We start from the raw sequence: 25,434 nt of genomic DNA, 5'->3' as shown, positions 1-25,434 counted from the left end.
CGCGATGCGGGTCGGCGATCGAGCCTTACCTAGAGATGGCCGGTGGATCTCCAGCCGGCGCGAATTGCGCGCTTGTCGAGCTTCCCCGTTGCATTGACCGGCAGGGGATCTGTGACAAGCTGCCAATGCTCAGGTGCTTCGAAATAAGCGAGAGAGGGTGCCACGAACGCGCGAAGCTCTTCGATACTGGTGTGCGACCCCGTCTTCAAACGAACAGCGGCAGCGACTACCTCACCGAGATCGTGGTCCGGCAACCCGACAACAGCGACCTCGCGGACATCGGGGTGCAGCTCGATCGCAGACTCCACGTGAACCGCGGCGATGTTCTCACCGCCGCGAATGATCACGTCTTTGCTTCGACCGGTGACGAACAGATATCCATCCTCGTCGAGACGGCCGAGATCGCCCGTTCGAAGCCATCCGTCACTGAGTTCGATCGCGGGGTCAGCACCCTCGCTCCAGTAGCCGCTCATGGCGGTCGGTGATCGGACCACCACCTCACCGATTCCGTCTGCGCCTGCTGTGTCGATGCGCAACTCCACTAGCGGAAGCGGGCGACCGGTCACTCCGGGACGCTCGACAGAGGCCCGGCCAGAAGCAGCACACAGTGTTCCACCTGCTTCACTCATTCCATATATCTGCGACACTCCCTGGGAGGCCGAGGGAAATGCAGCGCCGATCTCCGCCGAGAGAGCTGCGCTCGACGGTGCTCCTCCCAAGCTGATGTGAGTCAAGGAGGTGAGGTCACGTCGTGAAATCTCTGGATGCGCGAGAACTCGGCTGATCATTGTCGGAGGACCACCCCATCTGGTCACCCTCTCGGATTCGATCAGCTGCAATACCTCAGCAGCGTCGAACCTTCGTTTCAGAAAGATCATCGTGCCACCGGTGAGCATCGACCGAATCAGAGCTTGCACCCCTCCGACGTGGAAAAGTGGCCCCGTTTGCAATGAGACCTCGAATTCTGCATCGATGTCGAGATGCTGAGGCAATTTTCGGGCAACGTGCAACAGCATGTGCTGGTTTGCGATCAATGCTCGGTGCGAGAGGACTGCACCTTTCGGTGCCCCTGTCGATCCAGAGGTGAATTGGATGACAGCGGGGTCGTCTTCCTGCCCGATCGGTATCGACGGTGTTGGATCTACGTCGCCGATTCCGAGCGTTTCGCAAGCAAGGACGGGCACTGCCGTGTCGACTTTGACGCGGCATCGTTCGTCTGCCAGAACAAGCGTCGGCGCCGTCAAGTCGATCGCATGGCGAACTTCGGGTTCGGACCACCACCCGTTGCCCAGCACAACTACACCCCCGGCTCGTAACACAGCCCAGAACGAGACGACCCATCCGATGGTGTTGGCGCCGATGAGCAGAACGCGCTGGCCGGGCATCAGGCCTGCTGCCTGGAGTTGCCCTGCCCCGGCGTCGGCGAGTCGCCCCAGATCGCGGTACGTCAGTCGCTGGCCGGCATGTACGAAGGCGGCGCGGTCCGTCCAGCGCGTCGACATCTCGAGCAATTGGAGCAGCGACGTCGCCCGGGGATCGTAGACGAGATACGGAACACCTTCGGTCCTGCGAGTGATGTCCTTACCCCAATGCGATGCATGGTGGTCAGCTGCGGTGCTCACCGAAGAACCTCCTGTGATTGGCTCGATGACCTTGTATCGAACATTCCATCGACGACGTGAACCTTTCGGCCGACCCACTCGGTTTCCCGAACCGATCGCACGACCTGTGGGTCGGCGGAGCGCACGACTGTGCCTGTGCCATCCGATGTGCGAACTATGGCTACCGCGTGGTCGCTGCCGCCGTCGGAAGAGCTGACCACGGTGACCGCCTGGATCGTCGCAGGGCCGCTGTGGCACTCGACCACAGGTCGGCGGTGAACGACCTGCGCAGCCAGATCCGTGAGATCGATACGAGCGTACGAACGTTGAGGCGTGTCACGTTGGAACAACACCGCACCCTGTTTGGTCAGTAGGCCGCTGACCGCAGTGACCAAGGCTGTGCGGTGTCGGTCACTACCGCGCAGAAGCTCGACGGCGCGTGCCATCGCTTGAAGGGCGGAGTTGTTCAAAGGTCCTCCCCCGAATGTCATTCCGCCGGTCAGGGTCAGCTCGGGTCGACCACTGAGATGAAATGCATCGACCTGGTGGGCCACGGCGATCGGGAAGCAGCTGTAGAGATCGACAAGATCTATAGAGGAGAGGTCGGTACCCATTTCTGCTTCGAGCTCGTTCGCGATCAACGACCATTGCCGACAGCAGTCCGGGTCGGCGCGTTCGACCACCGGAATAGCCAACTCGCAATCTACTGTCAGGCGTGGAAATACCCACTGGCTCCGCGGAATCCCGGACTTCTCGGCGATGTCGACACTGCAAATGATCAGCGCTGCAGCTTGATCGACGTGCATTCGGGTTACCAACTGACCTGTATATGGAGCGGCGAGGGGGCGGTTTCCGCGCGTCGACACGTCGAGAAGTTCCTCGGCTGTTCGCACGTGTCGATCCCACGCCATCGGATTCTCGGCCGCGGTTCGACTGAATTGTGCCCACCGGTCGGCGATTTGGTGCACGTTCCCGTCGATCGACAGATCGAGGCGGGCCCTCCGTGCACTGTCGAGCAGCGCGTACTGTATGTAGGGCTCTTCGATGTCCCAGACGTCCTCGTACAAGCCGCGAAAACCGGAGGTCGGCGCAATGACTTCGTCGGAACGTGCGCTCGAATCCTGCACCGTTTCGGTTGCTCGACGACCGTTTCTGGTTGCCACCCGTCGCCGATCGAGTGCTTCACCGCCCACCACGACCGCGACGTCCGCGCGGCCCTCTTCGACCGCCTCGATCGCGGTCGAAAGGATCGTCGTCTGTAGCACTCCGATCTCTACCCGTACTGTTCGCGCGTCATCGGCCGCGAGTCCGTTGGCAATCAACCGACCCGGGTCTCCGTACCGCCAGGTCCCCTGAGGAACCACAATGAGATCGGTTCTTTCGAGAAGCGCGGCAGGAGCTGCGGCTTTGCATGCTGCGAGCATCAAACCTGCTGCATCCACGCCATGGTTCTGCTGATCGGTACGTTGCGTGATCGCTGATGCGCCGATGATGACAGCGGTGCTCATACATGGTCCTCGGCCAGTGCCACATGACCAAGATCGAGCAGAACGACGCCGTCCTGATTACGCGTGCGGAAGGCAACTCCGTCCTCGGTGCGCCACAGCGCCGTCGTGAGCGTGTCACCGGGATAGGCGGGTGCAGCAAAACGACACTCGATGCTTCGCAGCGACTGTGTGTCACCGGCGCAGAATGTTTTCAAGATTGCCCGCGTTGCAAAACCGAGAGTGCACAGTCCGTGCATGATCGGCCCTTTGAAGCCGACCGCGCGCGCAACCTCTGGATCGGTGTGTATCAGGTTGGGATCGCCGGAACACCGATACAGTAACGCCTGCGTCGTTAACGTCTGCTCACTCACCTCGGCGCTAGGTGCGCAATCAGGTACGCGGCGCCCAAGGGCAAAGCGACTCTCGACGGACGCGCTGTTCGCGTCCGGCTCCCGGACGAAATACGCAATCGTATTGCTGGCGACAAGGACGTTGGACTCGGCATCACGCGATTCCCATACAACCGTCACGAGCCGACCGCTGCTCTTGGGGATGGTTTCGACCACATGACCACTGGTCTTCACCGCGCCGATCGCCGAGATGGGGCTGTGGATGACCAGACGGTGACCTGCATGAACCGTCCGTTTCGGGTCGCCGATCCACTCTTGCCGGAATCCGCGACCTCCAATTCCCTGATTGATCAGGAACGAAGGGATGACTTGCTGGGGGGCCCATCGGGTGGTGTCGGTGGTGTACGCGAGTTCATCGATGCCCGCCCCGACACCGAGCGCGTAGATGATGCAGTCGCGCTTGTTCCATGATCTGTCGTACGGCCCGAACTCCGTCTTCACATCGGAGTCATCGGACACTGAGGCTAAAGGCATGGCGCGTCCCTTCAGGTGCGTGAGTACTCACTCATACCGTACGATGGTGCGAAGGTCAAGAGCATCGCTGCGGTGCTCACCGGATCCGACCCTCCTACCGCACCCCTGCTACAGAGCACTTCGAGCGCCGCCTCTGGTGACCTCCTCGAAAATTCACGGCGAGAATTGCGGTCGATCCGCAACGCACAAGCTGACATTCCCGAGGCGCGCAAGAAGATGCCGACACATCTCGCGCAGCCCCGATGCGCGACAGGTCTAGAACGTACCGGCGCAGAGGGGAGCCGTCGAGGCGGACGGTGCCGCCACTCTTCGGGAATGCATTGTTACAGAGCGTGATTCGTTGACAAGCGATCGCACGAAGAACCGCGCCCGCAGGGTGTCGAACGGGAGTGCGGGGACATCCGGGTCGAACAGCGCGCCCGCCCGCCTCTTGCGAAAACGTACAGGAAACGGTAAGACTGAGTGCGCACTCACTCAGTGAGTCTTTGGTGCATTCGAGCAGGAGGTACTTTCAATGCCCGATCTAGTAGTTCCGCGTCTGGGTGTCACGGTGACCGAAGTCGAAATTCTGGAATGGCTTGTCGAAGACGGTTCCACAGTCGAGATAGGCGATGCGGTGTTGTCCGTCGCCACCGATAAGACCGAGGTAGAAGTCGAAGCGGCCGCCGGTGGGGTGCTACGCCAGAGCGGCACACCGGGCTCGACTTACGAGGTCGGTGCCGTCATCGGAACCATTGACTGAGCTTCACCTGCCGCTGCGTATTCGAGAGGACTCGATGACTTCCAAATCTTCCGGCACGACGCCTCAGGTCGCAATCGCCGACACCCCGACCCGGGCATCGAGCGCAGCTGAGCCTGGCTCTGTCGTCCGGCTTTCGCGTCGCCGGCGTGTCATCGCTCAGCGAATGACCCACTCGTTGCACATATCAGCGCAATTGACCGCCGTCCAAGAGGCCGACCTCTCGTCGGTCTCGGACGCACGCGACCGTGTGAAGCAAGTCTTCCGCGATCGAGAGAGCGCCGGCCTCACCTTCCTCGCGTTCATCGCAAAGTCGGTTCTGGATGTGCTCCCACTGTTTCCCCAAGTCAACGCCAGTATCGACGATGACACGCAGCAAGTGATCTACCACTCAGGGGTACATCTCGGCATTGCCGTCGATACTCCTGGGGGTCTGGTTGTTCCAGTCGTACGAGACGCACATTCGCTGTCCCTACCCGAACTCGCTCGTCGCATCGGTAACGTGGCGGAGCGGGTGCGCAACGGCAGTATCGACGCCGACGAACTGACCGGAAGCACCTTCACGATCAGCAACATAGGCGGAGCGGGATCTCTTCTCGATACACCAATCATCAATCAACCAGAAGTTGCGATCCTCGGCACTGGTGCGGTCCGACGACTCCCACGAGTGGTGTCGACAGCTGCAGGAACCGAGACAATCGAGGCGCGCCCGGTGTGCTACCTCCCTCTGACCTACGATCATCGGCTCATCGACGGCGCACTGTCGGGTCGGTTCCTTACCGCTGTTGTCAATTCGCTGCAGGACTCCAATTGGCGTGAGCAACTCGCAAGCTACGAGTTGTGAACGCCCCATCCAGAAAGGAAACAGACATGATCGTTTTGACGTCGGTCACCGATAACAACGCTGTCCTACGAGAAGCCTTCGGCTGCTTCCCGAGTGGAGTCGCCGCAGTCTGCGCACTGGACGGATCCGAACCGGTAGGAATCGCAGCGAGCTCGTTCACCTCGGTATCCATGACACCGGCCCTGGTCTCGGTCTGCGTGCAAAATTCGTCGACAACATGGCCGCGCCTTCGCGCACTGCCCAGGCTCGGGATCAGTGTCCTGGCACAAGGCCAGGATGAGGCTTGTCTGTCTTTGTCATCGAAAGTTGGCGACCGGTTCGGCGCGCTGAGCTGGAGCGCGAACGATACCGGAGCGGTGCTGATTCAAGAGGCAGTGGCGTGGCTCGATTCATCTATATATGCCGAGTTCGCGGCGGGCGATCACCGAATAGTCGTTCTCGAGATACACGCACTCGCCACCGAACCCGACCGACCTCCCTTGGTATTTCACGGAAGCAAATTTCGGCAACTCGAAGCAGTTGCGACGCCGAGTCTGCCATTGATCCAGTCAGTCTGAGATTCGTACACTCCGACAGCCCCGCACCACTGCCGAGGTTCTGGATCGCCCCGGCACACGAAACCCGCCCGAGTCCAATCGATTCGGCCCCTGGATCAGAGCACCGACACACCTCGTCGTCGAGTCCGTTCGACACCGTGGGAGAAGGTGATCCTAGACCTGCGGAACCCCTGCGATCTCGGACTAAGCTTTCGCCAGTCCTTCTGAGCTGATCGACCAAAGTCCGATTCGCTGCACATACATTTTCTGACCCGACATCATTCGCGAGAGTCCGCACTCTGGGCATTCACTAACCAGAACTCGGCACTACGTGTCCTGGAGCAACACCAATTCGATAGCCGGACAGAAAAAGCTGTCTGATCATAGGTCAAGCCTTGCGCACTGCCGCTGACTGCCGCCGACTGCCGCTGACTGCCGCTGACTGCTGACGGTAACTTCCTGGTGTGCCAGGATTCGGGACGCCGACGCCGTTCACATTCGGCTGTTGGGTACATTGACAAGAGCCCATCACTCACCGGGCTTTGCGTCGCAAGTCTCTTTCTTCGATACGACAGCGACGGCACGCCGGCGGGACGTTCTTCGCCGCCCTCCGGACGAAAAGCACACGAAGCCCCCCTTCCAGATTCGAGGGGCTTCGCGACGTCAGGTCAGTACCATCACGCTGCACGGACGAAGCTCGAGTGAGTCATCACAATCAATCGAGAATCTTGCCCTTCGTTTCTGGCAGGAATATTGTGACGATGAATGAAAATGCGGCTACAGCCGACAGGTACCAGAAGAAATAATCACTCCGGCCCGAATTGCCCAAAGCATTGATAATCAGCGGAGCTGTACCACCAAATACTGCTGTGCCAAGGTTGTACCACGCGCCTATTCCGGTAGCTCGAAGCGCGGTGGGGAACAGTTCACTCAGAACCGCGGACACAACAGCAGTATGAAGTGAAAGCAGGGTGAGTCCGATCAGGACTGCAATCAACAAACTCGACAGGCTCGGTCGAATCAACATGGATAGCGGAACTGCAACTATGGTGTATCCACCTGAGAACACCAGGAGCAGCGGTTTCCGGCCAATCTTGTCAGATAGCATTCCAATCGGATATTGCAGAAGCAGAAAAACACCGGTTCCTATTGTGATTGCAAGAAACATGTCACCGGCGTCGACGTTCCTGAAAGTCACGGCGAACGGAATTATTGCAGAGAAAAGCGTGTAGTAAGCAAGAGTTCCCAAGCTGACCAAACCGATTACCTGAACAACTGAACCTGGGTAGTCCCGGAGAGTAGTTCGAAGGGGTTGAGTTATCTGCATTGCGCGCACTTTGTTGCGTATGAACTGATCTGTTTCATCCATTTCTCGACGCAACCATAATACGACCAGGCCCAATAGCCCACCAAGAGCGAACGGTACGCGCCAGCCCCAGCTCGAAAGTTGCTCCGTTGTGAGTATGGAAGTTAAAAGCAGGGCAAGCGAGGAGGCAGAGAGCAGAGCAAAGGCGACAGAGATGTAGATTATGGAGACATATTTTCCGCGCTTCTCGGCGGGGGCCAGCTCGGACAGATAGGCCGAGGCGTTGGGAAGTTCGCCGCTCATCGATATAGCCTGGCCAACTCGTGCGGACAAGAGCAAAATTGGTGCGAACCAACCGATCACATCGAAGGTCGGCATGATGGCAATGAATGTCGATCCACCTGCCATGAGACTGACCGACAGCATCATTGCACTGCGCCGACCGTGCCGGTCCGCAAACCGACCCATAAGGTAACCACCCACGGGTCGTACGAAGAATGCAATCGCATACGTTGACAGTGTGGCAGTCAATGCCAACCCTGGGCTCGCCATCGGAAACATGCGCGACGAAAAATAGATCGCAAAAGTGGCATAGATAGTCCAGTCGAACAGCTCGACTGCGTTACCGGCCGCGGCGGCCACGATTGCGCGTTTGTTGATAGTTTTTGGTTGAACATCAGAATCGCCGACGATCACGTGGCTGCGATCATTACTGGACAAGCCGGACATCACTGCTCCTTGAATCGCTTGTTCTTGCAGGTTGGTCAGATACAAGAGTTGCTTCAATGACAGGACCGAGTATTGAGTTGTCAATCCGATCTGGTGGCGGGTTAGGTTTGTGGTGGTATCACCATGAGCGAGTTGGCGACCGGATTGGTCAAGTCACGGCGCCATTTGCGCCTGTCGGCTGACGTCTCGTACCCACACTTCCGCTGTCATTCAGTTCGGCCCGTTCGGGAAATCAGATGTCTGACGTCATGAACGTGTCATCGTCGCTCAAGAGACCCCTCCGTCGATTGACCTCGACATTTCGCGTCGCGAGCGCGCTACGAGATGCAGACAATCGGTCCCTCGTTTTTGCGTGACTCTTGCACTGCGGTGGTTGATTGAGTGAGGAACTACTCACTCATTGAGTTAGTGTTCCTGATCACTTCGCGAAATGCAAGGGGTGATCTTTGAACTGCAAAGCAGACCAGACTGTTCACATCCCAGACTGCCAGATGCGTGGTAGACCAGGGAAAATAGTTTTCAGCGGTGGGGGATCTGAGTCTTGGGATCCAGTGCTAGGCGCTCAGATCGATTCATCAGATGCAACACGTTGCCTTCTACCTGACATAATCTAGCTTATCGGGAATGAATGTCATTCTCATTATCGGTGTAAACTGTTGCATCCGAATATGATTGATTGACATTGGCATAGTTCGTCATGCAAGCAAACTCGCAACGGCGTGTGCAGCCGGTTGGGCGCACGAGTTTGTGAGACCCGGAAAGCCGTTGCATCACTATGGATTCAACTCTCCTTCACCCAGCGCTTCAACCATCGAGATAGCGCAGACCAATCGTCGACTTCATTGGGCGCACAGCTCATTTTGTCACTGTGACAAAATGAGGACGCATTCCCCGCCAGGCGTGAGCCCGTCAGGTTGTCTCGATGTTGCGTACGTCAAGAAGGCTTGACGCTCTAACGTCTGGCGATGGGAGGTCAGGACGGTGACTTCCCGCTCTGTGTTCACATCTCCAGACGTGAACCGACCGCGAGCAGCCGGTGGCGTACACGCGCTCGCCACCTATCGACGACTACTTGGGTATCGGACGCCGAAACGTTCTCCCGTGCACAGCCGATAGGAAGAAGTTGAATACTCAACGGAGGCGCCCGACGATGGCTGTGCACCATGCCCAACCCCCTGACCCACGTTCCACATCGAGCCCACGGTGGGACACCCGCACAGCTATGGTCATCGCCAGTGCCTCCGGTGCGCTCCCGATGCTCGCCATCGCCCTGATCGAGCCCTCCTTCCTACGGCCCGGCGCGCTCCCGGTCCTGACGGCCATCGTCGCTTTCACCGCCCTCACGGTCGCGATCGCTGTCCACGCCGGACGCCTCACCGAGGTTCAGTTCACGATCCTCGGATCCGGAGGCATGCTGGGAGTGGCGATCTCGGCGTACCTGATCGCCGACCCCGCCGGAACACGCGCAGTGACGTCCATGCTTGCAGTGGTACCGGCCATTGCCGCCTCTGGCTCCCCGCCCCGCGTCACCGCAGCACTGACCACAGCATCGATGGCCATGGCCACCACGCTGTCCACCGTCGCCATGAAATCCTCCGGCATCGCCGTCACGATCATCGCGGTCGGCGCGGCCGTCACCGCTGTGCTGGTCCCCGTAGCGCTGATCCTCGCACTTCGACGCTCCATCACTGCCGTCAGCCAGCGATTGGAGACACTTGCCAACACCGATTCACTGACCGGCCTACTGAACCGACGTGGACTCCTCGCCGCCGCTGAAGCGATGCTTCGTAAGGCAGCTGACCAGGGCGTATCCCTGACTGCCGTAGTAGTCGATGTCGATCACTTCAAGACAGTCAACGACACCTACGGACATACTGCCGGTGACCACCTGCTCGTCGCTGTCGCTCGGATACTGGAACAGACCGCAGCCAATCCCGGCCAGCCCGCATCCATCGTCGCCCGCATCGGAGGCGAAGAGTTCCTTCTCCTCGTACCTGGAGCGCATCCGACGCTCGCAACCACCGTCGTCGACACAGTGCGGGCGACAAGCTACGTCACTGTCAGTGCCGGGTCTGTGACAGTCGAGATCGAGCCGGCACCTCACGGCACCGCCCGTGTCGCTCGAACCTATGACGACCGCGGCTCCACCAACTCTGGGGTTACCGGCGAAAGCCCGCTCTCCCAGGCACGTCCCGGGGTGGAGCGAGCGGTGGACTCCATGGTCCGCGCCGCCGATCTCGGGCTGTACGCAGCCAAGACAGAGGGACGCGACCGCGCCCATCACTGCGGCGCGATCACACTCACGGACAGCACCGTCCGCGATGAGTCCGACCCGGAATCTGCCTATCTTGCTGCGCCCGTGATCCGGCGCTGACGGTTCGATCGATTCCGAAATCCTCGCTCACGGTTGCGCTTCGGGCTGCCGGCGGACGGGGTGAACCACTGCGGCGGGGCGAGATCGTCTGTGCCGAGATCGACTTCGGCGTGGTGGTCCAACAACATCGGTAACGTCCGTCGCTCGGAGCGTGTACGGCTACGCTCGTGTTCAACCAGTTGTACACGCCGAGCGAAAAGGGTATCCACGCATCGTGGCAAAGAAAATGTCCGTCGAGTTGGTCGACGATCTCGATGGTTCTGTCATCGACGACGGTGGCGGCGAAACCATCGAATTCTCAGTGCTCGGCGTCGACTACGTCATCGATTTGAAAGCAAAGAACGCCGCCGAGTTCCACCGCAAACTCGGCTACTACATCGACCACGCCGCCCGCACCGGTGGACGCCGGCACCGGCCCAAACCCGCAGGCAGCGCATCGACCCCCACCCCGAAGTCGAAGGCTGCGCCTACGCGCGATCCCTCCGACACCCGCGCGATCCGGCAGTGGGCCGCCGACGAGGGATACGAGATCGCCGACCGCGGCCGGATCCCCGCCTCGATCGTCGACGCGTACGATGCGGCGCACTGACCCCTCCGCCTGTGCGTCGACGCGTCGGCAACGGCAGAGGACTCGTCGGGCCTCGCTCCCGCGGTTATATCGATCTTCGATCGGACGTTCTCGATCCTGTAGTCACAGCCTTCGAATCTCCGACTGCTATCTGCTTCCAGTTGCAGACGAACGCTCTCACGCGCCGTCGTTGACGTCGACGCGATAGAGGAGCCGCGGTGTGCCGCAGACAGTAACCGCTGCGGCACACCGCGACTGCGCCCTGCGCTCCATGGGTGCGCGCGTCGCCCCGCCTGTGCGGTCTGTTTCAATACCGTCATGAGCACATCGGGACATCTCACACATGCACAGGCCGGTGTTGGTGACACAGTCCAAGTGCGGCGGGCAGGCGGGGACATCGTGGCCGGCACTCTCGTCGAAGATTTCGCCGACTTTCTGCTGACCGCGGAGTCGGTGGGACGCAACTGGGGTAAACCGCGCCGCTGGGCGGTCGCCCTCTCCGACGGCACCTTGATGTTCGCCGATGACACCGACATCGTCGCGGCTCGCCGCTCGCATCCAGAGGCGTGATCGAGCACCGATCACCGCAGCCGACAACGACAGCTACACCTGCCGTATCGGCGCCATCCACGTCGATGCCGAGAGGTTCTGCTGCGTCGCCGACGGTGGTGCTGCTCGATGCCCCCGCACTGCGAGCGGTTCTCGATGTCCTCGGCGCCGTGTCGATGTTCGCGGTCGTCTCCGCCGCAGCCGGTACCCGAGACGCCGCACTGACCACCGCGGCAACCGCGATACTCGTACTTGTCTCACGGGCCCTCCGACACCGAAACAGTGTCGCCACGCGACACTCCGAGACGTGAGCACACTCGATACCCCACGCCCTCAGGCCGGGACACCTCCGCGGGAGGCCCTGATGCACGATGCTGCGATCGAAGCGGCGGCCCTGCTGGTGCTCGGGCGCGGTCTGGGTGCAGTGTCTATCGCCGCGGTCCATGCGGCGTCCGGGATCGGCCGGGATCGTCTGCGGCGGAGGTACCGGTCCAGCGCCGGGCTGGTGGCCGCGGTGTACATCGAAGGGCGCCACCGGGTCAACGCCCTGTGCGAAGCTCGCCGCGACCAGCGCATGACCGCGGTCGACACTGTGTCGGCGTGCGCGACAGCGTTGCTCGAGCAGGCGGACGCCGACCCGGTGGTGCGTGCACTGCATGCTCTCGAAATGAGCAACGCAGCAGCCGATACCGGTCTGCCGAGCATCTACAGCGTGTTGACCGCCTGGATGACCGACACGCTCACACCGGGCTCGGACTGTTCTGCCGCAGAGCGAGCGCGGATCGGTGAGATCGTCTCGGTTGTGGTGGCGGCAGTTGCGGGTATGTGCGCACCCCGAACAGGGCACGGCATGCCTGCGAACGCGGCAACCCGGGCACGGCCTCAGGCTCTGACCGCTCTGCTTTCGGAGTTCGACAATCCTCACCGGCGAGTTGGTACTGGCTGAACAGCCGCTGTGCGCACCCACCGAAAACCGAGATTTGATCGACGCCGCGTGCCCGAACCACAATGCATCGTCGCAGCATCGCATCTGCAGGTCCGATCATACCCAAAGTTCTTGGGCACCGCTTCCTGAACTCGTTGAAGTGCAGTTATTTTCGCGTCGCATCCACGTGTGCGGATGACCCGTCCGGCTACATGGGAGTCCCCGGAATCGAGGTGTGTGTGAACGCGCCAGCCTCTACATGAGCTCGCTGATGCAACGAGGATTCAACCGGTTTCCGCCTGACTCGGCTGCGTTCGGTTCGAAAAATCCCTTTCGGTCTTTTTTGCTGCAGACTGACAACTCGGACATAGTTCACTCGACGACAAAGGATTGCGATGAAATCGATCAATCGCGTAGTACTCGGCGCTTGTCTCTGCGCCCCAGCACTGTTGGCCTTCCCCGCAGCAGCCTCAGCGGCAGGACCGTCGGATGTGACCTACGCGTTCGCAGTCGACGGATCGACGGTGACCAACACGATCACCAACAATTCCGGAAACACCTTGACCTGCGCCACATCACTGGCTCCCGCACCGGGTGGAGTCCTTCCTCCGGTCTGGGAAGTCATCGGACCCGGACAGACGTTGTACTCCACCGACCCCGCCGGCCAGCCCGGAGTCAGCACCCAATCGGTCACCGACATTCCCGCCGGCACCTATGTCGCGTTGGCAACGTGCGGCACCGAGAACGTCGACCCCGCAACCCTCTGGATCTCCGACTATCCAGGCCTGAGCGAGGTGCTGGCTACCGTGCCGTGGACCGCGTACACCGTGCAGCAGGCATCGCCCATCGTCACGATCGAAGAGTCCGCTCCGGTCCTGCCGGACCTCGGTTCACTTCCGGGCACAGGTAGCGCTGGCCGATAACCACTGTGCTCTTCTGAGCCTCACCGCGGACAGCGGTCCGCCGAGGCATGAGAGGGGTGGCCGGCCTCCCCCTCAGACGGCCGACCACCCCTCCACACAGTTGGATGCATCCGAGCCCCGAATGGTTCCCACACCCGGCGAACGAGAATCCCTAGAAGATCGCGAGTTGGTTGTCGTCGACACGCCCACGCGCACGGGCGGTCCGTGCACGCGGAGTGGGCTTGACTGCAGGCTCGGGGGCGGGCACCGACGGTATCGACCCCTCCTGCACGCTGATTCCTGCCCGGCTGGCGAGCACCGCGCGGATGTAGAGCCGCCGGGCGTGGTGCTGTCGTCCGGTATCGCTGTCGCGGCCAAGCCACTGTTCCCGCCACGCCGAGGTCCCGGCGTCGGGGACGGTGAGAGCGCGATCGGTCAACCGGTCGAGCAGCACGTCGAGCTTTCCGGCAAGGGTGTGGGCGAGCTCGTCGAGGACGCGCTCGGACACACCGGCCACTCCCGCAGTCTCGCTCTCGCGCATGCCCCGCACAGTAGACCGCGGCACCGACACGAAACCCCGAACTTATCTACCCTGTGCGTCCTGCCCGCACTCCGGCCGAGACCAGAGTAGGACTGGCCTCGATGTCCGGGCGATGCGCGGATCGGGCTGCGCGCTCGCCGGCTCCTCCTCGTGGGTCATCGACAGCACGATCGCGGTAGCGGTGTCACGGACGATCTCGTGCGGCAGGGGCGGGCCGAGCACTGTTCGGATCCTCATACCCTCGAGTATCAGGTGCCCCACCGACACAATCCGATGACCAGTCGACCTTTCGCCCCTCCCGACACGGCCAGATCGTGTGATCGGCATTACTCGGTGGAACCGATCCGGCTTCGGCTGCGTCCAACTCTGTGTGGAACAAGACCCGGAGTACCGCCAGGCTGTGATCGACGAGGGATACGACCCCGACGACCCTCATGCCCGCCGCGCCATCGCCGGCGTTGTGACGCTGCTACGCGGGGTTGCCGACGCCGAACGCACGGCGCACCACGAGGCCGGCGCGGCGAGTGCCTCGATGTCGATCGATGGGTGCGCACGCCGCGAGATCGAACGGACGACAGCCGCGATGCGGCGTGAGAGTGTCAGCGCCGAATTCTGATCCGGGTGCAGTGCACCAGGAACTGCTGGGCCGAGATGTGTGGGAGGGACGGGATCGACATGAACGAGCTGTTGGTGCTGACGCTGGATGTGTTCGACACACATGCCTCGGCGTCGGTGACGCTGACGACCGGCGGTGTGGTCGAGCAACTCCCGATCACCGGAGGTGCAGCGGCGACGACGCTGTCGGTGGACGAGATCGTCGACGATGCCCTCTCCCAGTGTGCGGCCGCGGCCGCACGCCGCATCGGCGTCCTGACACCCCCGGAACAGGTCGTGATCACCCATCCGGCGCACTGGACATCCGAGCAGACCGGCGCTCTCCATGCGGCCCTGGGCGCAGCAGGGTTTGCGCCGAACCGGGCACTGGTGCACCCCCGCCCGGCGGCAGCGACCGGATGACACCCTCTCGATAGGCCCCGGGTGCCACCGGTGGCCGGTGCACCGGGTCGTCGATATCCCGGGTGCGTCGGTGCGCGCGGGAACCTTTCGGTGGTCTCGGTGCATCCAACTGCCAGATGACGGTAGTTTTCTTCCCGGTCCCGGCACGCCCCTCTGATGGTGCCGGGCCGATGCGAGAAGGGCGGACACGAAAGATGAACAGGTGCGATCGGGCGCTACGGCGCCTATCCGAGCAGGCTGCACCGGGGGTGGATCGGTGATGGCGGCCCGTGAGTGGACCCTCGCTATCGACTTCGGTACCTCGAACACCGCCGCCGCGCACACGAGCCCGATCAGCGGGGCCGTGGAGACGCTGATGCTCTCGCACAATCGCACGACGATGTCCTCGTCGGTATTCGTCGAATCCCCCGACCGTATCGCCGTCGGCGATGTCGCGGTCGATCGCGCCGAATCGAACCCGGCGGCGTTCGTTCCGGCCCCGAAACGCGCCGTCGGGCAAGGGGTGGTGACCGTCAACGGGTACACCGTCCCCGTCGCGGTGCCGGTGGCTGCGGTCCTGAGTTCGGTGATCACCCGCGCCGCCGCCGCGCACGGCGGCACCCGGCCCGCCGTCCTGGTCCTGACCCATCCTGAGGCGTGGTCGCGCCGCGAAATCCAGGTGCTGCTCGATGCCGCCGCGCAGGTGGGCATGCATCCCTCGCAGGTGGCGACGGTGTCCGAGCCCCGCGCCGCCGCGCACTACTACACCCGCGCCCACACCCTCGCCCCCGGCGCACGGATCGCGGTGTTCGACTTCGGCGGCGGCACCCTCGACGTCGCGGTGCTCGAAGCGAACGCGCAGGGCAGTTTCGACATCGTCGCCGCCCGCGGCGACAACGGCCTGGGCGGGAAGAACCTCGATGCGCACCTGCGACGCTGGCTCGATCAGCAGCTCGAGGTCCGCGATCCGGACCTGCTGGACTTCCTGCGCACCAGAGCACCGCTGGACGTGCGGTACGGCCTCGACGATTCGATCCGGCGCGCGAAAGAGCTACTCTCCGAGGCGCCGTCGGCGACGATCACCGTGACCGGCGACGGCCGCTCAGAGCGGTTCCAGATCACCCGCGACGAGCTCGACGAACTGATCGCACCGGTGTTGAACACGGCAGTGACGTTGACGCGATCGACGTTGCTCGACGCCCACGTCACCGAACCCGGCCAGCTCGATGCGCTCTACCTCACCGGTGGATCCTCACGGATCCCCGCGGTGCACGAACATCTTCGCCACCTCGGGCCGATCGCCACCCTCGACGATCCGAAAACCGTGGTGGCACAGGGCGCGATCGCCGCTGCCGCACCCACCGGACGAAGCGGCCACCACGCTCCGACCCGTACGCAGGAAAAGCTGACTGGGCACCCGGCGCCCACCTCGGCGCAGGCCGGTCCGTCGACGCAGCCGGCACCAGCGCCCGCGGTGTCGAAACCGTCCACGGCCGCATTCGCAGCGCCCTGGCCCACCTCACCGGCCAGCTCGTCGGCTGGCGCGCCGTCCGGCCGGTCCTCGTTGGGGGATGAACCCTTTGCCACGGCCACCGGTCATCGTGGTGGTGGGCGCAGGAAGATGGTGCTCGCCGGAGCCGGTATCGCTGTCGTCGTCGCACTCGCTGCTGCGGCCAGCATTGTTCTACTCGGCCGCGGGGGCGACGACAACCCCGATGTCACTGCTGCGGGGCAGAGCTCGGCGTCGGAGCCGACTGCGGATCCCGCGGCCGCGTCCGGCGGGGACAGCGGTGCGACGGCGCCGCCTGCGACGAAAGATGCTGTCATCGCCGCTCTTCCGCCCGCACTACGGACGGAGGTCTCCGAATGCGAGCAGACCGGGGAGACCGACAACGGTGGCCCGCAGCTGCAGTGCCAGATGTCGGCGACCGGTTCGTTGCTGAGCGGCATCGTCGAGGATGACGGGTTGTCCTCCTACATCATCGTCTCGGTGGATATGCGTGAGGCGAAAAAAGACGTACTGGGCCTGCGGCAGGGTTTCCAGAACAACACTGCGGTCGCCGACAACGAGATAGTGGAGAACGTGGCACGCACCGCCGCAGCGGCGGTGTCGGGGCCGGAATACGGCGATACGTACTCCATCGTCTACGCCAACGGCTCCACCGGGGTGATGCTCAACTACAGCGATGCCGTCGGAATGGACGGCGCGAAAACCTTTCTCAGCCGCGCCGGCCTGATCAACTAAGCACTCCGCCGGCGCCGCACAGTGGGCGTATCGGAGAGGGGGGTGTCGAACCGTGCACGGTTCGACACCCCCCTCTTTTCATGGTCGTACTCGTGGCGCCAGGCCCGCCTCGGGTTCCCCGATTGGTGTGGGATCCCGGGTGGTGCGGTGCCCCGGCCGGGTGCCGCGCACACCGGTGTGTCGGTGGCGGGAACCTTTTCCGGTTCCGGGTGCATCCAACTATCGACCGCAAAAACAAGCCGAGAGACACCCTCGGATCCGCCCCTGGGAGAGGACACATCATGCAGAACGACGACAAGAGCGTGTACGACGATTCCGACGTCGCCGAGTACGACGCCAAGCTCGAGGCGATCGTCAACGATCCGAACGGGAGCATCGATGCGAAGGTCGACGCCGTCAACGAAGCCATCTCCGACGAAATCGACGAGATCAACCAAGCCAGCACCGTCACTGCCTCTTCCGGATCCGAGCCCTTGTCGGTAGATGCGACTGGCGCCGAGGACGTCGAGGTCGAGCCCGATACAGCGACCACCACCGCCACGGGTACCGACTCGTCGGTGCCGGACCCGGCACCGGCGACGACCACCACCACTGCGTCGGAGCCGGCCACCGCTGCGCCGTCGGCGCCCGCATCCGCTCCGGCTGCCTCGTCGACGGAGGTCACTGCCGATCCGTCTACCGCCACCTACGGCGACACCGCCGCATCGACCTCGGCTACGACGTCGGCGACGACCCCCGCGCCGGCGGACGCAACCCCGACGGCTACAAGCGCAGACACCACCACAGAATCGGGCGCGGACCCCACGGCGGCATCAGCGGCCGCCGAGGCACCGGCAGGGGTGAACGAGGCCATCGGCGTCGACGGAGAGGTCACCTATGTCTCTGCGCGGGATGTCGACGGCGACGGCCTTGTCGATCTGACTCATTCCCGGGTCGACGGCATCGACACGATCACCCACTACGACGAGGACGGCTCGATCACCCTGATCGAGCAGGACACCGACCTCAACGGCACCTACGAGACCGCCGCCGATCAGCAGAGCGACGGCACCATCCGCGTCGCCGAAGACCTCGACGACGACGGCACCGTCGATGTCGCCACCTTCCACGACCCGGTCACCGGTGCCCCGGTCCGCCAAGACACCATCGAGGGCCCTGTGATCACCGAGACGCTCCTCGACACCGACGGTGACGGCAATGCCGATACCCGGCTCATCGATTCGAACGGTGACGGCCGCTTCGACACCGCGATCCTCGACACCGATGCCGACGGCTACACCAACGTCTCCCTCGTCGACACCGATGCCGATGGCCGCTTCGATCTGGCCAGCGTCGACACCGACGGTGACGGCTCGCTCGACACCGTGGTGACGGGGGCGGACGCCGACCTCGGCAGCATCGACGCCTACGAGGCCTCGATTCCCGCAGAAGATCACTACCACGCCCAGGCCGACACCTACCCCGTCGATCCGCACAGCGGCATCGACACCGACGTCTGAGACGACACCCCCGACAGACGAGACCCCACCCCGCAGTGTCCTCCCACCGTGTTCTCTCGCGGAGGACACTGCGGCGCCCACTGTTGTTGCCACTGTTCCGTATTCATCTTCTGGGAGCCGACCGATGTACGAGTTCGACGACGAAGGACTGTTCTCGTTCGCTACCGCAGACGATCTCGCCGGCCACCTCGCCTCGGATCCCCACGGGGACAACAGTGCCGAAGACGGCGATACTGCCCATGCCGTCGATACTGTTCCGTACGGCGACGACGTGGCACTGATCGATCACGGAGCGCAGTCGGCCGGCGACCACCCCACGGGCCATCTCGGCGGCAGCTCGGTCGAGGACAGTGTTGCAGCGCAACATGATTCGCTCCAATCACGTGTGCAGAGTCCGGTCCTCACCGGCAACCCGGCACTCGACATCGACCTCTCGACCATCGACCTCTCGACCATCGACCTCTCCGGCGTAGACCCGGATACCGGACCGATTCCGCGTGCCCACGACAGCGACACCGGTGCCGATGCCGATGCCGGGCCGGAGTCCGGTGCCGCCGTGGACACCGGCGACGAGGTTGGGGTGCCCGGAGATCGGGTGCACGGTAATCCGGTGCAGTGGACGATCGACTGGTTCTACCAACAAGTCGACGGATACTGCGGTCCGGCGGTCGTGGGGCAGCTCGTCGCGGAGTACACCGACGCGAACATCACCGACCCGCAGCATCTGGTCGACCGCGCCGTTGAACTCGGGTTGCTCTCGGCCGAGGACCCGGCCGCCGGAATGATGTTGTCCGACATCGAACGGCTACTCGAGGACCAGGGCGTGCCGGCCACCATCAGCTCCGGATCGCTCGATGATCTCCGCGCCCGACTGGGCGACGGGCACGCCGTCATCGCGATGGTCGACTCCGGGGAAATCTGGCAACCCAGCAGCGAAGGCGTCGAGGACGAGCGCCCCGACCATGTCCTGGTCGTCGCGGGCATCGACGACGAACGCGGCGTCGTGATCCTCTCCGACCCCGGGGTCCCGAACGGCAGCCAACTCGAAGTGCCGATCGAGCAGTTCGAGCAGGCCTGGGCCGACTCCGGCAATCAGATGCTCGTCGCCGACCATCCCGATCCCGACCTGATACCCGCCGCTCCCGCAGCGACGCCGGACAGCTCCTCCTCCGCAGCCAGCTCGACCTCGACCGCCTCGGCGCCGCAGTCGACGCGAACGACGGTCATCTCGCTACGGCCGTGACCCCGGCACCACGAACACACCACACCCGCCCACACCGAACACGTCCACATCACCGGTACCGACGACACACGAGTCTGCGAGGGGAACGATGACCGACGATCAGCTGTCCTTGACCCTTCGTGGCCTCGCCGGTGATCTGGCGCCGCTGCCCGACGAGGTGTGGGAGCGCACCCTCGGTGCCGCCTTCGACCCGGCCGCCGTAGTCGACGCCGATCTCGTCCCCGAACACGACGACCTCCCGGTCACTGCGAGGAACGACGACCTCGATCTCGATCTCGACAACGGCATCGTGCTCGACGACGCCGATCACACTGACGACTACCGCGGCGCCGATGCGGGCACTGTGGACAGCGATTCAGGTCAAGGCGCCCGCCACCGCGACGACAGCGATTGCACCGATTCCGGCCACATCGATTCCGGCGCCGAGCTCGGCATCGATCCGGGTACCGGAATCGGCGACACTGGCCCGGGCGAGTCCGATCTGTCGGGTTACCTCGCCCTGGGCGGTCACGACGGCCACCCCGGCGACGACCTACTCTGACCTCCCCCTTCCACGGGCGTATGTCCGTGTGGCTGCGAGGCGCTCGGCCCTGCCCGGTATCTACCGATGGGTGCCATGTTGTCGGCGCCACACCCATTGTGGCCGCGCGGATTCTCAGACGGACACCTGCGCAGCGGGCACTGAAATGCGGATCGGGGGCAGATGGGCCAGTCCGAACTGATCGCTGCCTGCCGTCTGAGCGATCACCCCGCGTTCGCCGACCTGGTCGGCCGCTACCGTCCCCCACGCCTGGCATGGGTGCCTATAGATCACCGGCACCACCCGCGATGCGGACGACGCCCTGCAGGACGGCCGTCGCCGCGGCTTGGCAGAATCTGCACACGTTCCACCGGTGGCGCCCGGTTCGACACGTGGCTGCACCGCATCGCCGCCAACGCTGCCTTCGCGGTCGTGCGCCGCCGCACACCGGTGGAGCGTCTCGACGTAGTCACCGGCGAGCCGGGCATCGCGCTCACCGCGCTCTCGCGTCGACGATCGCATCGTCACCTCGACGGTCGTGCAGCACGCCGTGAATCGGCTACCCGGAGGATGTTCGGGTAGCGATCGTGCTCGCCGAATTAGCCGACCTGCCGTATGCGGACCATTGCCGAACATCAGGGTGTGTCGGTGGCGACGGTCGAGGCCCGCGTTCACCAGGCCTGGACACGACTCGCGAACTTGCTCGCACCGGGCACCGTCAGCCTCGATCCCACTGTCTGACGGACTCGTCCGACCGAGTCGCCGGGTGATCCTCTCTCTGATCATCACTGCCCGCAGGTGAGCACCGTGCTTGTGCCCACTGCGCAGCGTTTCTTCCTGGTCGGTTCTCACGTCTCCTGCACCACACAGTGAAAGCCGTCCGGTACACCCTCATCAGGGGTGTACCGGACGGCTTCGATGTGCCTGGGTGATTCAGCTGCGGGGTTAGGCGTTCTGGTCGGCCTGTTGCAGGATCAGGTACTGGGCGCTGATCTGTTGATCGACGTCGATCTTGTTGTCGCGGCCGAATGCTTCGCCGACGTAGCGACCGACGGTGACCATGCAGTAGTCCTGGGTGCCGTTGACGGTGTCCTTGGTGACACAGACCGCGTCGGGGAGGCCCTGCGGGGTCGGTGCGTCGGTGTAGCCCTGCGAGGTGAGGTCGGTGTGGAACTCCTCGACGATGGTGCTCGCGCCGGCGTCGTCGGAGGCGCGGTAGACGTTGGTCTTGTAGACCGCGTTGTGCTCGGATCCGGTTTCTTTCAGGACGCGGTAGGTCAGCGGCGGGTTCGTCGACTGGTGCGCCATCCCGCGCGGGCCGTAGGAGGCCATGTCGTTGCCGGACTGAGCCTGCGGGTCTTCTTCGGGGAGGGCGTAGATAAGGATCTTGTCCTGATCGATCAGCGGGAATTCGGCGGACTGGCCACCGTTCTGATCTTTGGTCGGCTGCGCCGGGAACTGATCGATCAGAGGTCCTTGCTGTTCGAGCGCGGTCGCGATGGCTTTCGCGGTCCAGTCCTTCTGATCGGCGGGGGCGCTGGCGTAGGTGTAGAGCAGGTAGTCGTCGTGTGCGGTGAGCGCGTTGACCGAGACTGTCGGGCCGGCGTCGAAGCTGTGCTCGGACGTCGAGACGAGTGTGTTCGGCAGGATGTCGATGTTTTCGGGGGTGTCGAGGCCGGTGTCGTCGGAGTCGACGGTGGTCAGGTCGGTGTGGATCTGCTGGGCTACTGCAGCCGCGCCGTCGGGGGTGTTGAATCTCAGCACCATCTGCACCACCGATTTCGACGGGTCGGTGATCGCGGCGGTCGGGGTCGCGGCCGTGGAGACATACCCGTAGAGCAGGCCGTTGTTCTTGGCGATGTCCGATGCTCCGCCGTTGATGACCACGCCGATGTTCTGGGAGCTACGGATGACCATGGTGGGCATTTTCACCGACACCAGGGTGGGGTCGACTTCGAACGGTGCGACGACGAACTCGGCGAGGCGCTGGGTTTCGACATCGAGGATGTTCTCTTCGGTGGCGCGCCCGAATTCCGGTGCCGGACTGGTCGGGTAGCTGCCGGTGTCGAGCGTTGCTGGGTCCACTGAGCTGCTCGTCGAGGCGGTGTCGCCGCCGGATTTGGCGACGGGCTCCCCGCTCGTGGTGTCGGAGTCGGTGCCGCATGCGGCCAGTACCGCGCCGGCGCACAGTATCGCCGATGCTCGTCTCAGCCATGTTCTCGATCGCACGCGAAGATCCTTTCATTTTGGGGAATCCGCCCCGCCACCACTCCAGGGGGTGCGGCAGCGGGCGGGTGTCGGTGTCACTGACAGTTGGATGCAACCGGGAGGCAGAAAGGTTCCCGCACCCCGGCGGAGACAGAACTGTGAGCCATAACGGATCTCCGATCGCGGTCCAGAGGCGCGGGTGCGAAGAGTGCGCACGGGGCCGGGACCGAAAAGCCCGGCCGCGGCGTGCGGGTCACAGTCCGACTCGGCCACACCCTGTTCGAGTGAGGCCAACAGGACCGGAGCCACAACGGCGAAGAAAGGGTGCGCAGACAACACGGAAGCCGACCGCTCCCCCGCCTCAGCGACCGAACACGCTGCTCGATCACGCTCGTCCACACGGGGCTGTCGAGCCGCTGATCTCGACGCGACCGACACCAATCGGGACGGCCTGCGGCCAGCGAGACGCCGGCGCGGGTCATGCCGCGGCTCCCTTGCCTAGAACGGATCGGGTGGGCCGGTGTTCAGCACCGCGGCGATGTACTCCGGTTCCGGTGTATCCGCGAGGTGGTCGTCGTCTGGGACGGTGAACAGTGCCAGATCCGGTTCGGGTGGTGTCCGGGCCTCCTCGCGGGCAGCGAGCCATTCCCGCCAGACGATGCGTTCGGCGCGGTGGCGCACGATTCGGGCGCGGACCGCTGTGGTGAGACCGTGTCGGTGGCCGATGTCATCGAGTTCGACCGGCCCGATGCTCACCTGGGTGTTCTCGACCGTCAGCAGACCCGCGACACGGAGGTCCAGGAGCGCTTCGTAGCCGCTGGTTCGGCCGATCCCGACAGCGGCGAACAGTGTTTCCGGTGTCATCGGTTCCGGTGTTGCTGTTACGGCGTCGTAGAGGACGCGGTGGCGCCATCCGATCACGCTCCACGCTGGGTGTACCGATTCGACCTCCGCCGCTCCCTCAACAGCCTCAGGATGTGGGGCCGTCGACGTCGCTCGTCTTGCCGGAGTGGGAACAAGGGCGTACCGATCAGGGTTCTGCCCGACACCGCGCTCGATCAACAACAGCGGAGACCCTTCCATCTCGCGCAGTCGTTCGAGTACGGACCACACGGTCGATTCGGGAAGCATCCCCGCAGCGATCGAGAGGGACCGTCCACCCACTCCGACTGTGGGTACCCCTTCGATGATCTGGCCCGATACCGCTGCAGCCCATGCCAACGCCTGAATGACTGCGTGAGTGGTCCAGCGATCGCGGCGGTGAGAGAACTCGGATGTAACCCAGGTTTGCGCGTGGGTAAGCCATAAACGAAGAACCGGGTCGTAGGTTCCCCCTGTGTGCTTTTGCTTGTGCCCGGTATCCCGAACTGGATCGGGGAGGGTCGATGCGGCCCAGTCAAGGGCGCGGGCGGCGTCGCGGCGGATGGCGCGCGCCGGTTCGGCGTACCGGTCGTAGGCGGCGCGGACGCCGGCCCAGTGGGGCGCCGCAGTGCGGGCGATGATGTCGGCAGCGCTGGCGCCGGCCAGGACAGCGTGGGTGATGACCGATTGCCGCGCTTCCGAGCGTGACGGCCAGCGGCCGGTGTCCAGGCGGCCGGTGGCCGCGAAATCGTCGACGCTGCGAGGCGGCGGCGTCGAGCGGCAGAATCGCGGGTGCAGTCGGGCGTCGTCGCCGGCGCCGAGGACGCGTTCGGTCACCGTCTCGGTGCGGATGTGTGTGTCGACCGGCGTGGTGGGTGCACGGCCTGTTCCGCCGAGGAGAGCTTCGAGCCGGGTCAGGGTGCCGGGATCGGAGCCGATGGTCAGGACGTCGAGTGCGGCGGCGGGGTCGAGGTCGACGAGCTCGCGGTGACCGCCTTCTTTGCAGGACGAGCCGGGCACGGTGATGCAGCCGGTCTTTTCGTTCGTCATCGGTGTGGTGTCGAGTGTGGGAAGCCGCACAGAGAGTTGGCGCAGTAGCGGTCGGACCTCGGCAGCGGAAACCGTATGGCCTGGGGCCAGCGGTATCAGGACGTGCTGTCCGCCACTGGTGGAGCGATCGACGACGACACGGCCGCCGCATTCGGTCAACCACGCCAGAACACGCTGCACATCGGCGACGACGGCTGCGTGACCGTGGGTTTTGGTGTCGAAGTCGAGCGCCACTACGCGAGCCCGCCCACGCAGGAACAGCGGTACAGCGGACGGGAGCGCTGGCCGCTTGACCGTCAGCGGGCCCGCTGAACCGTATTTTCGCAGGGCTGGGTCGTAGAGCCGCATCGAGTTGCGCGCTGCTAGAACCGGCGCGAAACGACGCCACAACCGGTCCGGTGTCGCGTCCGGGTGCACGACACGAGCATTAAATCTTGTACCTACTTCAGGGCACGATGTACCCTGAGACATGTCCTCCAAGACAGTCCCTTCGGGGAAATGCACCAAACACGAGTAGCGAGCTAGTCACTCGCTTCTCCGACTTCGAAAGCCCTCGGCCCGCACGCCGGGGGCTTTTGTCGTCTTCGTGGTGCTGCATAGATTCAGTTGGGCGTATGACCCGAATGTCGGTTCAGGTCAAAACTGCTACGCAGTCAGGGGCAGCACCCCCTGGTCGTGCGCACCGTTGAGCTCGCGCGCCAAATCTTCACGGTCGCTGGCGATCGCGATGAGATCGGCAACGTATTGACTTAGAGATGTCGCGCCAGCCGAACTTCGCTGTGCCTTGAGCGTGTCAATGAGCTCTGACGGGAGCCGGACAGTCAGCG

General features: G+C 63.5%; 24 protein-coding genes. 16 read left to right on the top strand and 8 right to left on the bottom strand.

Annotated features, from left to right (window positions below):
* Positions 1-29: 29 nt before the first annotated feature.
* From CH289_RS27230 to CH289_RS27220, 3 genes are read right to left on the bottom strand one after another with little or no spacing between them, the layout of a single operon-like run.
* Entirely contained in the window at positions 30-1,622 is a 1,593-nt protein-coding gene (locus tag CH289_RS27230) for a class I adenylate-forming enzyme family protein (RefSeq protein WP_094728966.1), read from the bottom strand.
* Positions 1,619-3,109 (bottom strand): hypothetical protein, encoded by a 1,491-nt coding sequence (locus CH289_RS27225; RefSeq protein WP_094728964.1) that lies wholly within the window; start codon positions 3,107-3,109, stop codon positions 1,619-1,621. Before CH289_RS27225 ends, CH289_RS27230 begins: the two co-directional genes overlap by 4 nt.
* On the bottom strand, positions 3,106-3,939 hold the full coding sequence (locus CH289_RS27220) for a MaoC family dehydratase (protein WP_179276882.1): 834 nt from the start codon (positions 3,937-3,939) through the stop codon (positions 3,106-3,108). The genes CH289_RS27225 and CH289_RS27220 overlap by 4 nt, the downstream gene beginning before the upstream one ends.
* 547 nt (positions 3,940-4,486) lie before the next feature.
* Here CH289_RS27220 and CH289_RS27215 point away from each other — a divergent pair.
* Genes CH289_RS27215 through CH289_RS27205 form a run of 3 tightly spaced genes read left to right on the top strand, consistent with a single transcriptional unit; the run spans position 4,487 to position 6,112 of the window.
* The gene (locus CH289_RS27215) at positions 4,487-4,714 is read left to right on the top strand and encodes a biotin/lipoyl-containing protein (protein ID WP_094728960.1); all 228 of its coding nucleotides are present in this window, start codon (positions 4,487-4,489) and stop codon (positions 4,712-4,714) included.
* Positions 4,715-4,748: 34 nt separating this feature from the next.
* Entirely contained in the window at positions 4,749-5,555 is an 807-nt protein-coding gene (locus CH289_RS27210; protein ID WP_094728958.1) for a 2-oxo acid dehydrogenase subunit E2, read from the top strand.
* 26 nt (positions 5,556-5,581) lie between these two features.
* The gene (locus CH289_RS27205; RefSeq protein WP_094728956.1) at positions 5,582-6,112 is read left to right on the top strand and encodes a flavin reductase family protein; all 531 of its coding nucleotides are present in this window, start codon (positions 5,582-5,584) and stop codon (positions 6,110-6,112) included.
* A 694-nt stretch (positions 6,113-6,806) separates the two neighbouring features.
* On the opposite strand, the gene CH289_RS27200 is transcribed toward CH289_RS27205, so the two are convergent.
* Complete coding sequence (locus tag CH289_RS27200) at positions 6,807-8,183, bottom strand: MFS transporter (RefSeq protein ID WP_218828474.1); 1,377 nt, start codon at positions 8,181-8,183, stop codon at positions 6,807-6,809.
* A 1,165-nt stretch (positions 8,184-9,348) separates the two neighbouring features.
* Here CH289_RS27200 and CH289_RS27195 point away from each other — a divergent pair.
* From CH289_RS27195 to CH289_RS27170, 6 genes are all read left to right on the top strand, one after another.
* Complete coding sequence (locus CH289_RS27195; RefSeq protein ID WP_256977601.1) at positions 9,349-10,500, top strand: GGDEF domain-containing protein; 1,152 nt, start codon at positions 9,349-9,351, stop codon at positions 10,498-10,500.
* Between the two features lie 214 nt (positions 10,501-10,714).
* The gene (locus CH289_RS27190; RefSeq protein ID WP_094729017.1) at positions 10,715-11,089 is read left to right on the top strand and encodes a histone-like nucleoid-structuring protein Lsr2; all 375 of its coding nucleotides are present in this window, start codon (positions 10,715-10,717) and stop codon (positions 11,087-11,089) included.
* Between the two features lie 297 nt (positions 11,090-11,386).
* Positions 11,387-11,638, top strand: coding sequence for a hypothetical protein (locus tag CH289_RS27185; protein WP_094728952.1), 252 nt, complete (start codon positions 11,387-11,389; stop codon positions 11,636-11,638).
* 65 nt (positions 11,639-11,703) lie between these two features.
* Positions 11,704-11,928: a hypothetical protein gene (locus CH289_RS27180; RefSeq protein ID WP_143545135.1), complete on the top strand. Its 225-nt coding sequence runs from the start codon at positions 11,704-11,706 to the stop codon at positions 11,926-11,928.
* A complete protein-coding gene (locus tag CH289_RS27175) occupies positions 11,925-12,563 on the top strand; it encodes a hypothetical protein (protein WP_094728948.1) in 639 nt (212 codons plus the stop codon). Before CH289_RS27180 ends, CH289_RS27175 begins: the two co-directional genes overlap by 4 nt.
* A 374-nt stretch (positions 12,564-12,937) precedes the next feature.
* A complete protein-coding gene (locus tag CH289_RS27170) occupies positions 12,938-13,465 on the top strand; it encodes a hypothetical protein (protein WP_094728946.1) in 528 nt (175 codons plus the stop codon).
* A gap of 151 nt (positions 13,466-13,616) precedes the next feature.
* On the opposite strand, the gene CH289_RS27165 is transcribed toward CH289_RS27170, so the two are convergent.
* Complete coding sequence (locus CH289_RS27165) at positions 13,617-13,985, bottom strand: hypothetical protein (RefSeq protein ID WP_094728944.1); 369 nt, start codon at positions 13,983-13,985, stop codon at positions 13,617-13,619.
* A gap of 42 nt (positions 13,986-14,027) precedes the next feature.
* Positions 14,028-14,222 carry a hypothetical protein gene (locus tag CH289_RS27160; RefSeq protein ID WP_143545134.1) on the bottom strand — a complete coding sequence of 65 codons (195 nt, stop codon included), beginning with the start codon at positions 14,220-14,222 and terminating at the stop codon, positions 14,028-14,030.
* 163 nt (positions 14,223-14,385) lie between these two features.
* On the opposite strand from CH289_RS27160, the gene CH289_RS27155 reads away from it, so the two are divergent.
* From CH289_RS27155 to CH289_RS27125, 7 genes are all read left to right on the top strand, one after another.
* Positions 14,386-14,601: a hypothetical protein gene (locus CH289_RS27155; RefSeq protein WP_143545133.1), complete on the top strand. Its 216-nt coding sequence runs from the start codon at positions 14,386-14,388 to the stop codon at positions 14,599-14,601.
* A gap of 59 nt (positions 14,602-14,660) precedes the next feature.
* Positions 14,661-15,002: a hypothetical protein gene (locus tag CH289_RS27150; RefSeq protein ID WP_094728937.1), complete on the top strand. Its 342-nt coding sequence runs from the start codon at positions 14,661-14,663 to the stop codon at positions 15,000-15,002.
* Positions 15,003-15,261: 259 nt separating this feature from the next.
* Positions 15,262-17,226, top strand: a complete 1,965-nt coding sequence (locus tag CH289_RS27145) for an Hsp70 family protein (RefSeq protein ID WP_094728935.1) — start codon at positions 15,262-15,264, stop codon at positions 17,224-17,226.
* 281 nt (positions 17,227-17,507) lie between these two features.
* Positions 17,508-18,725: a hypothetical protein gene (locus CH289_RS27140; RefSeq protein ID WP_094728933.1), complete on the top strand. Its 1,218-nt coding sequence runs from the start codon at positions 17,508-17,510 to the stop codon at positions 18,723-18,725.
* 124 nt (positions 18,726-18,849) lie between these two features.
* Positions 18,850-19,968: a C39 family peptidase gene (locus CH289_RS27135; protein WP_094728931.1), complete on the top strand. Its 1,119-nt coding sequence runs from the start codon at positions 18,850-18,852 to the stop codon at positions 19,966-19,968.
* 88 nt (positions 19,969-20,056) lie between these two features.
* Positions 20,057-20,509 carry a hypothetical protein gene (locus tag CH289_RS27130; RefSeq protein WP_094728929.1) on the top strand — a complete coding sequence of 151 codons (453 nt, stop codon included), beginning with the start codon at positions 20,057-20,059 and terminating at the stop codon, positions 20,507-20,509.
* 162 nt (positions 20,510-20,671) lie between these two features.
* Positions 20,672-21,070, top strand: a complete 399-nt coding sequence (locus CH289_RS27125; protein ID WP_256977600.1) for a hypothetical protein — start codon at positions 20,672-20,674, stop codon at positions 21,068-21,070.
* Between the two features lie 363 nt (positions 21,071-21,433).
* Here the strand turns inward: CH289_RS27125 and CH289_RS27120 are convergent, their stop codons facing one another.
* The gene (locus tag CH289_RS27120; protein WP_256977599.1) at positions 21,434-22,717 is read right to left on the bottom strand and encodes a DUF7373 family lipoprotein; all 1,284 of its coding nucleotides are present in this window, start codon (positions 22,715-22,717) and stop codon (positions 21,434-21,436) included.
* A 477-nt stretch (positions 22,718-23,194) separates the two neighbouring features.
* On the bottom strand, positions 23,195-25,024 hold the full coding sequence (locus CH289_RS27115; protein WP_094728927.1) for a hypothetical protein: 1,830 nt from the start codon (positions 25,022-25,024) through the stop codon (positions 23,195-23,197).
* Positions 25,025-25,434: the final 410 nt, after the last annotated feature.

The organism is Rhodococcus sp. RS1C4, from assembly GCF_002258225.1.
GTDB lineage: Bacteria > Actinomycetota > Actinomycetes > Mycobacteriales > Mycobacteriaceae > Rhodococcoides > Rhodococcoides fascians_E.
Note: the sequence above shows the minus strand (reverse complement) of the source record. Positions and strands in the feature narration are given on the sequence as shown.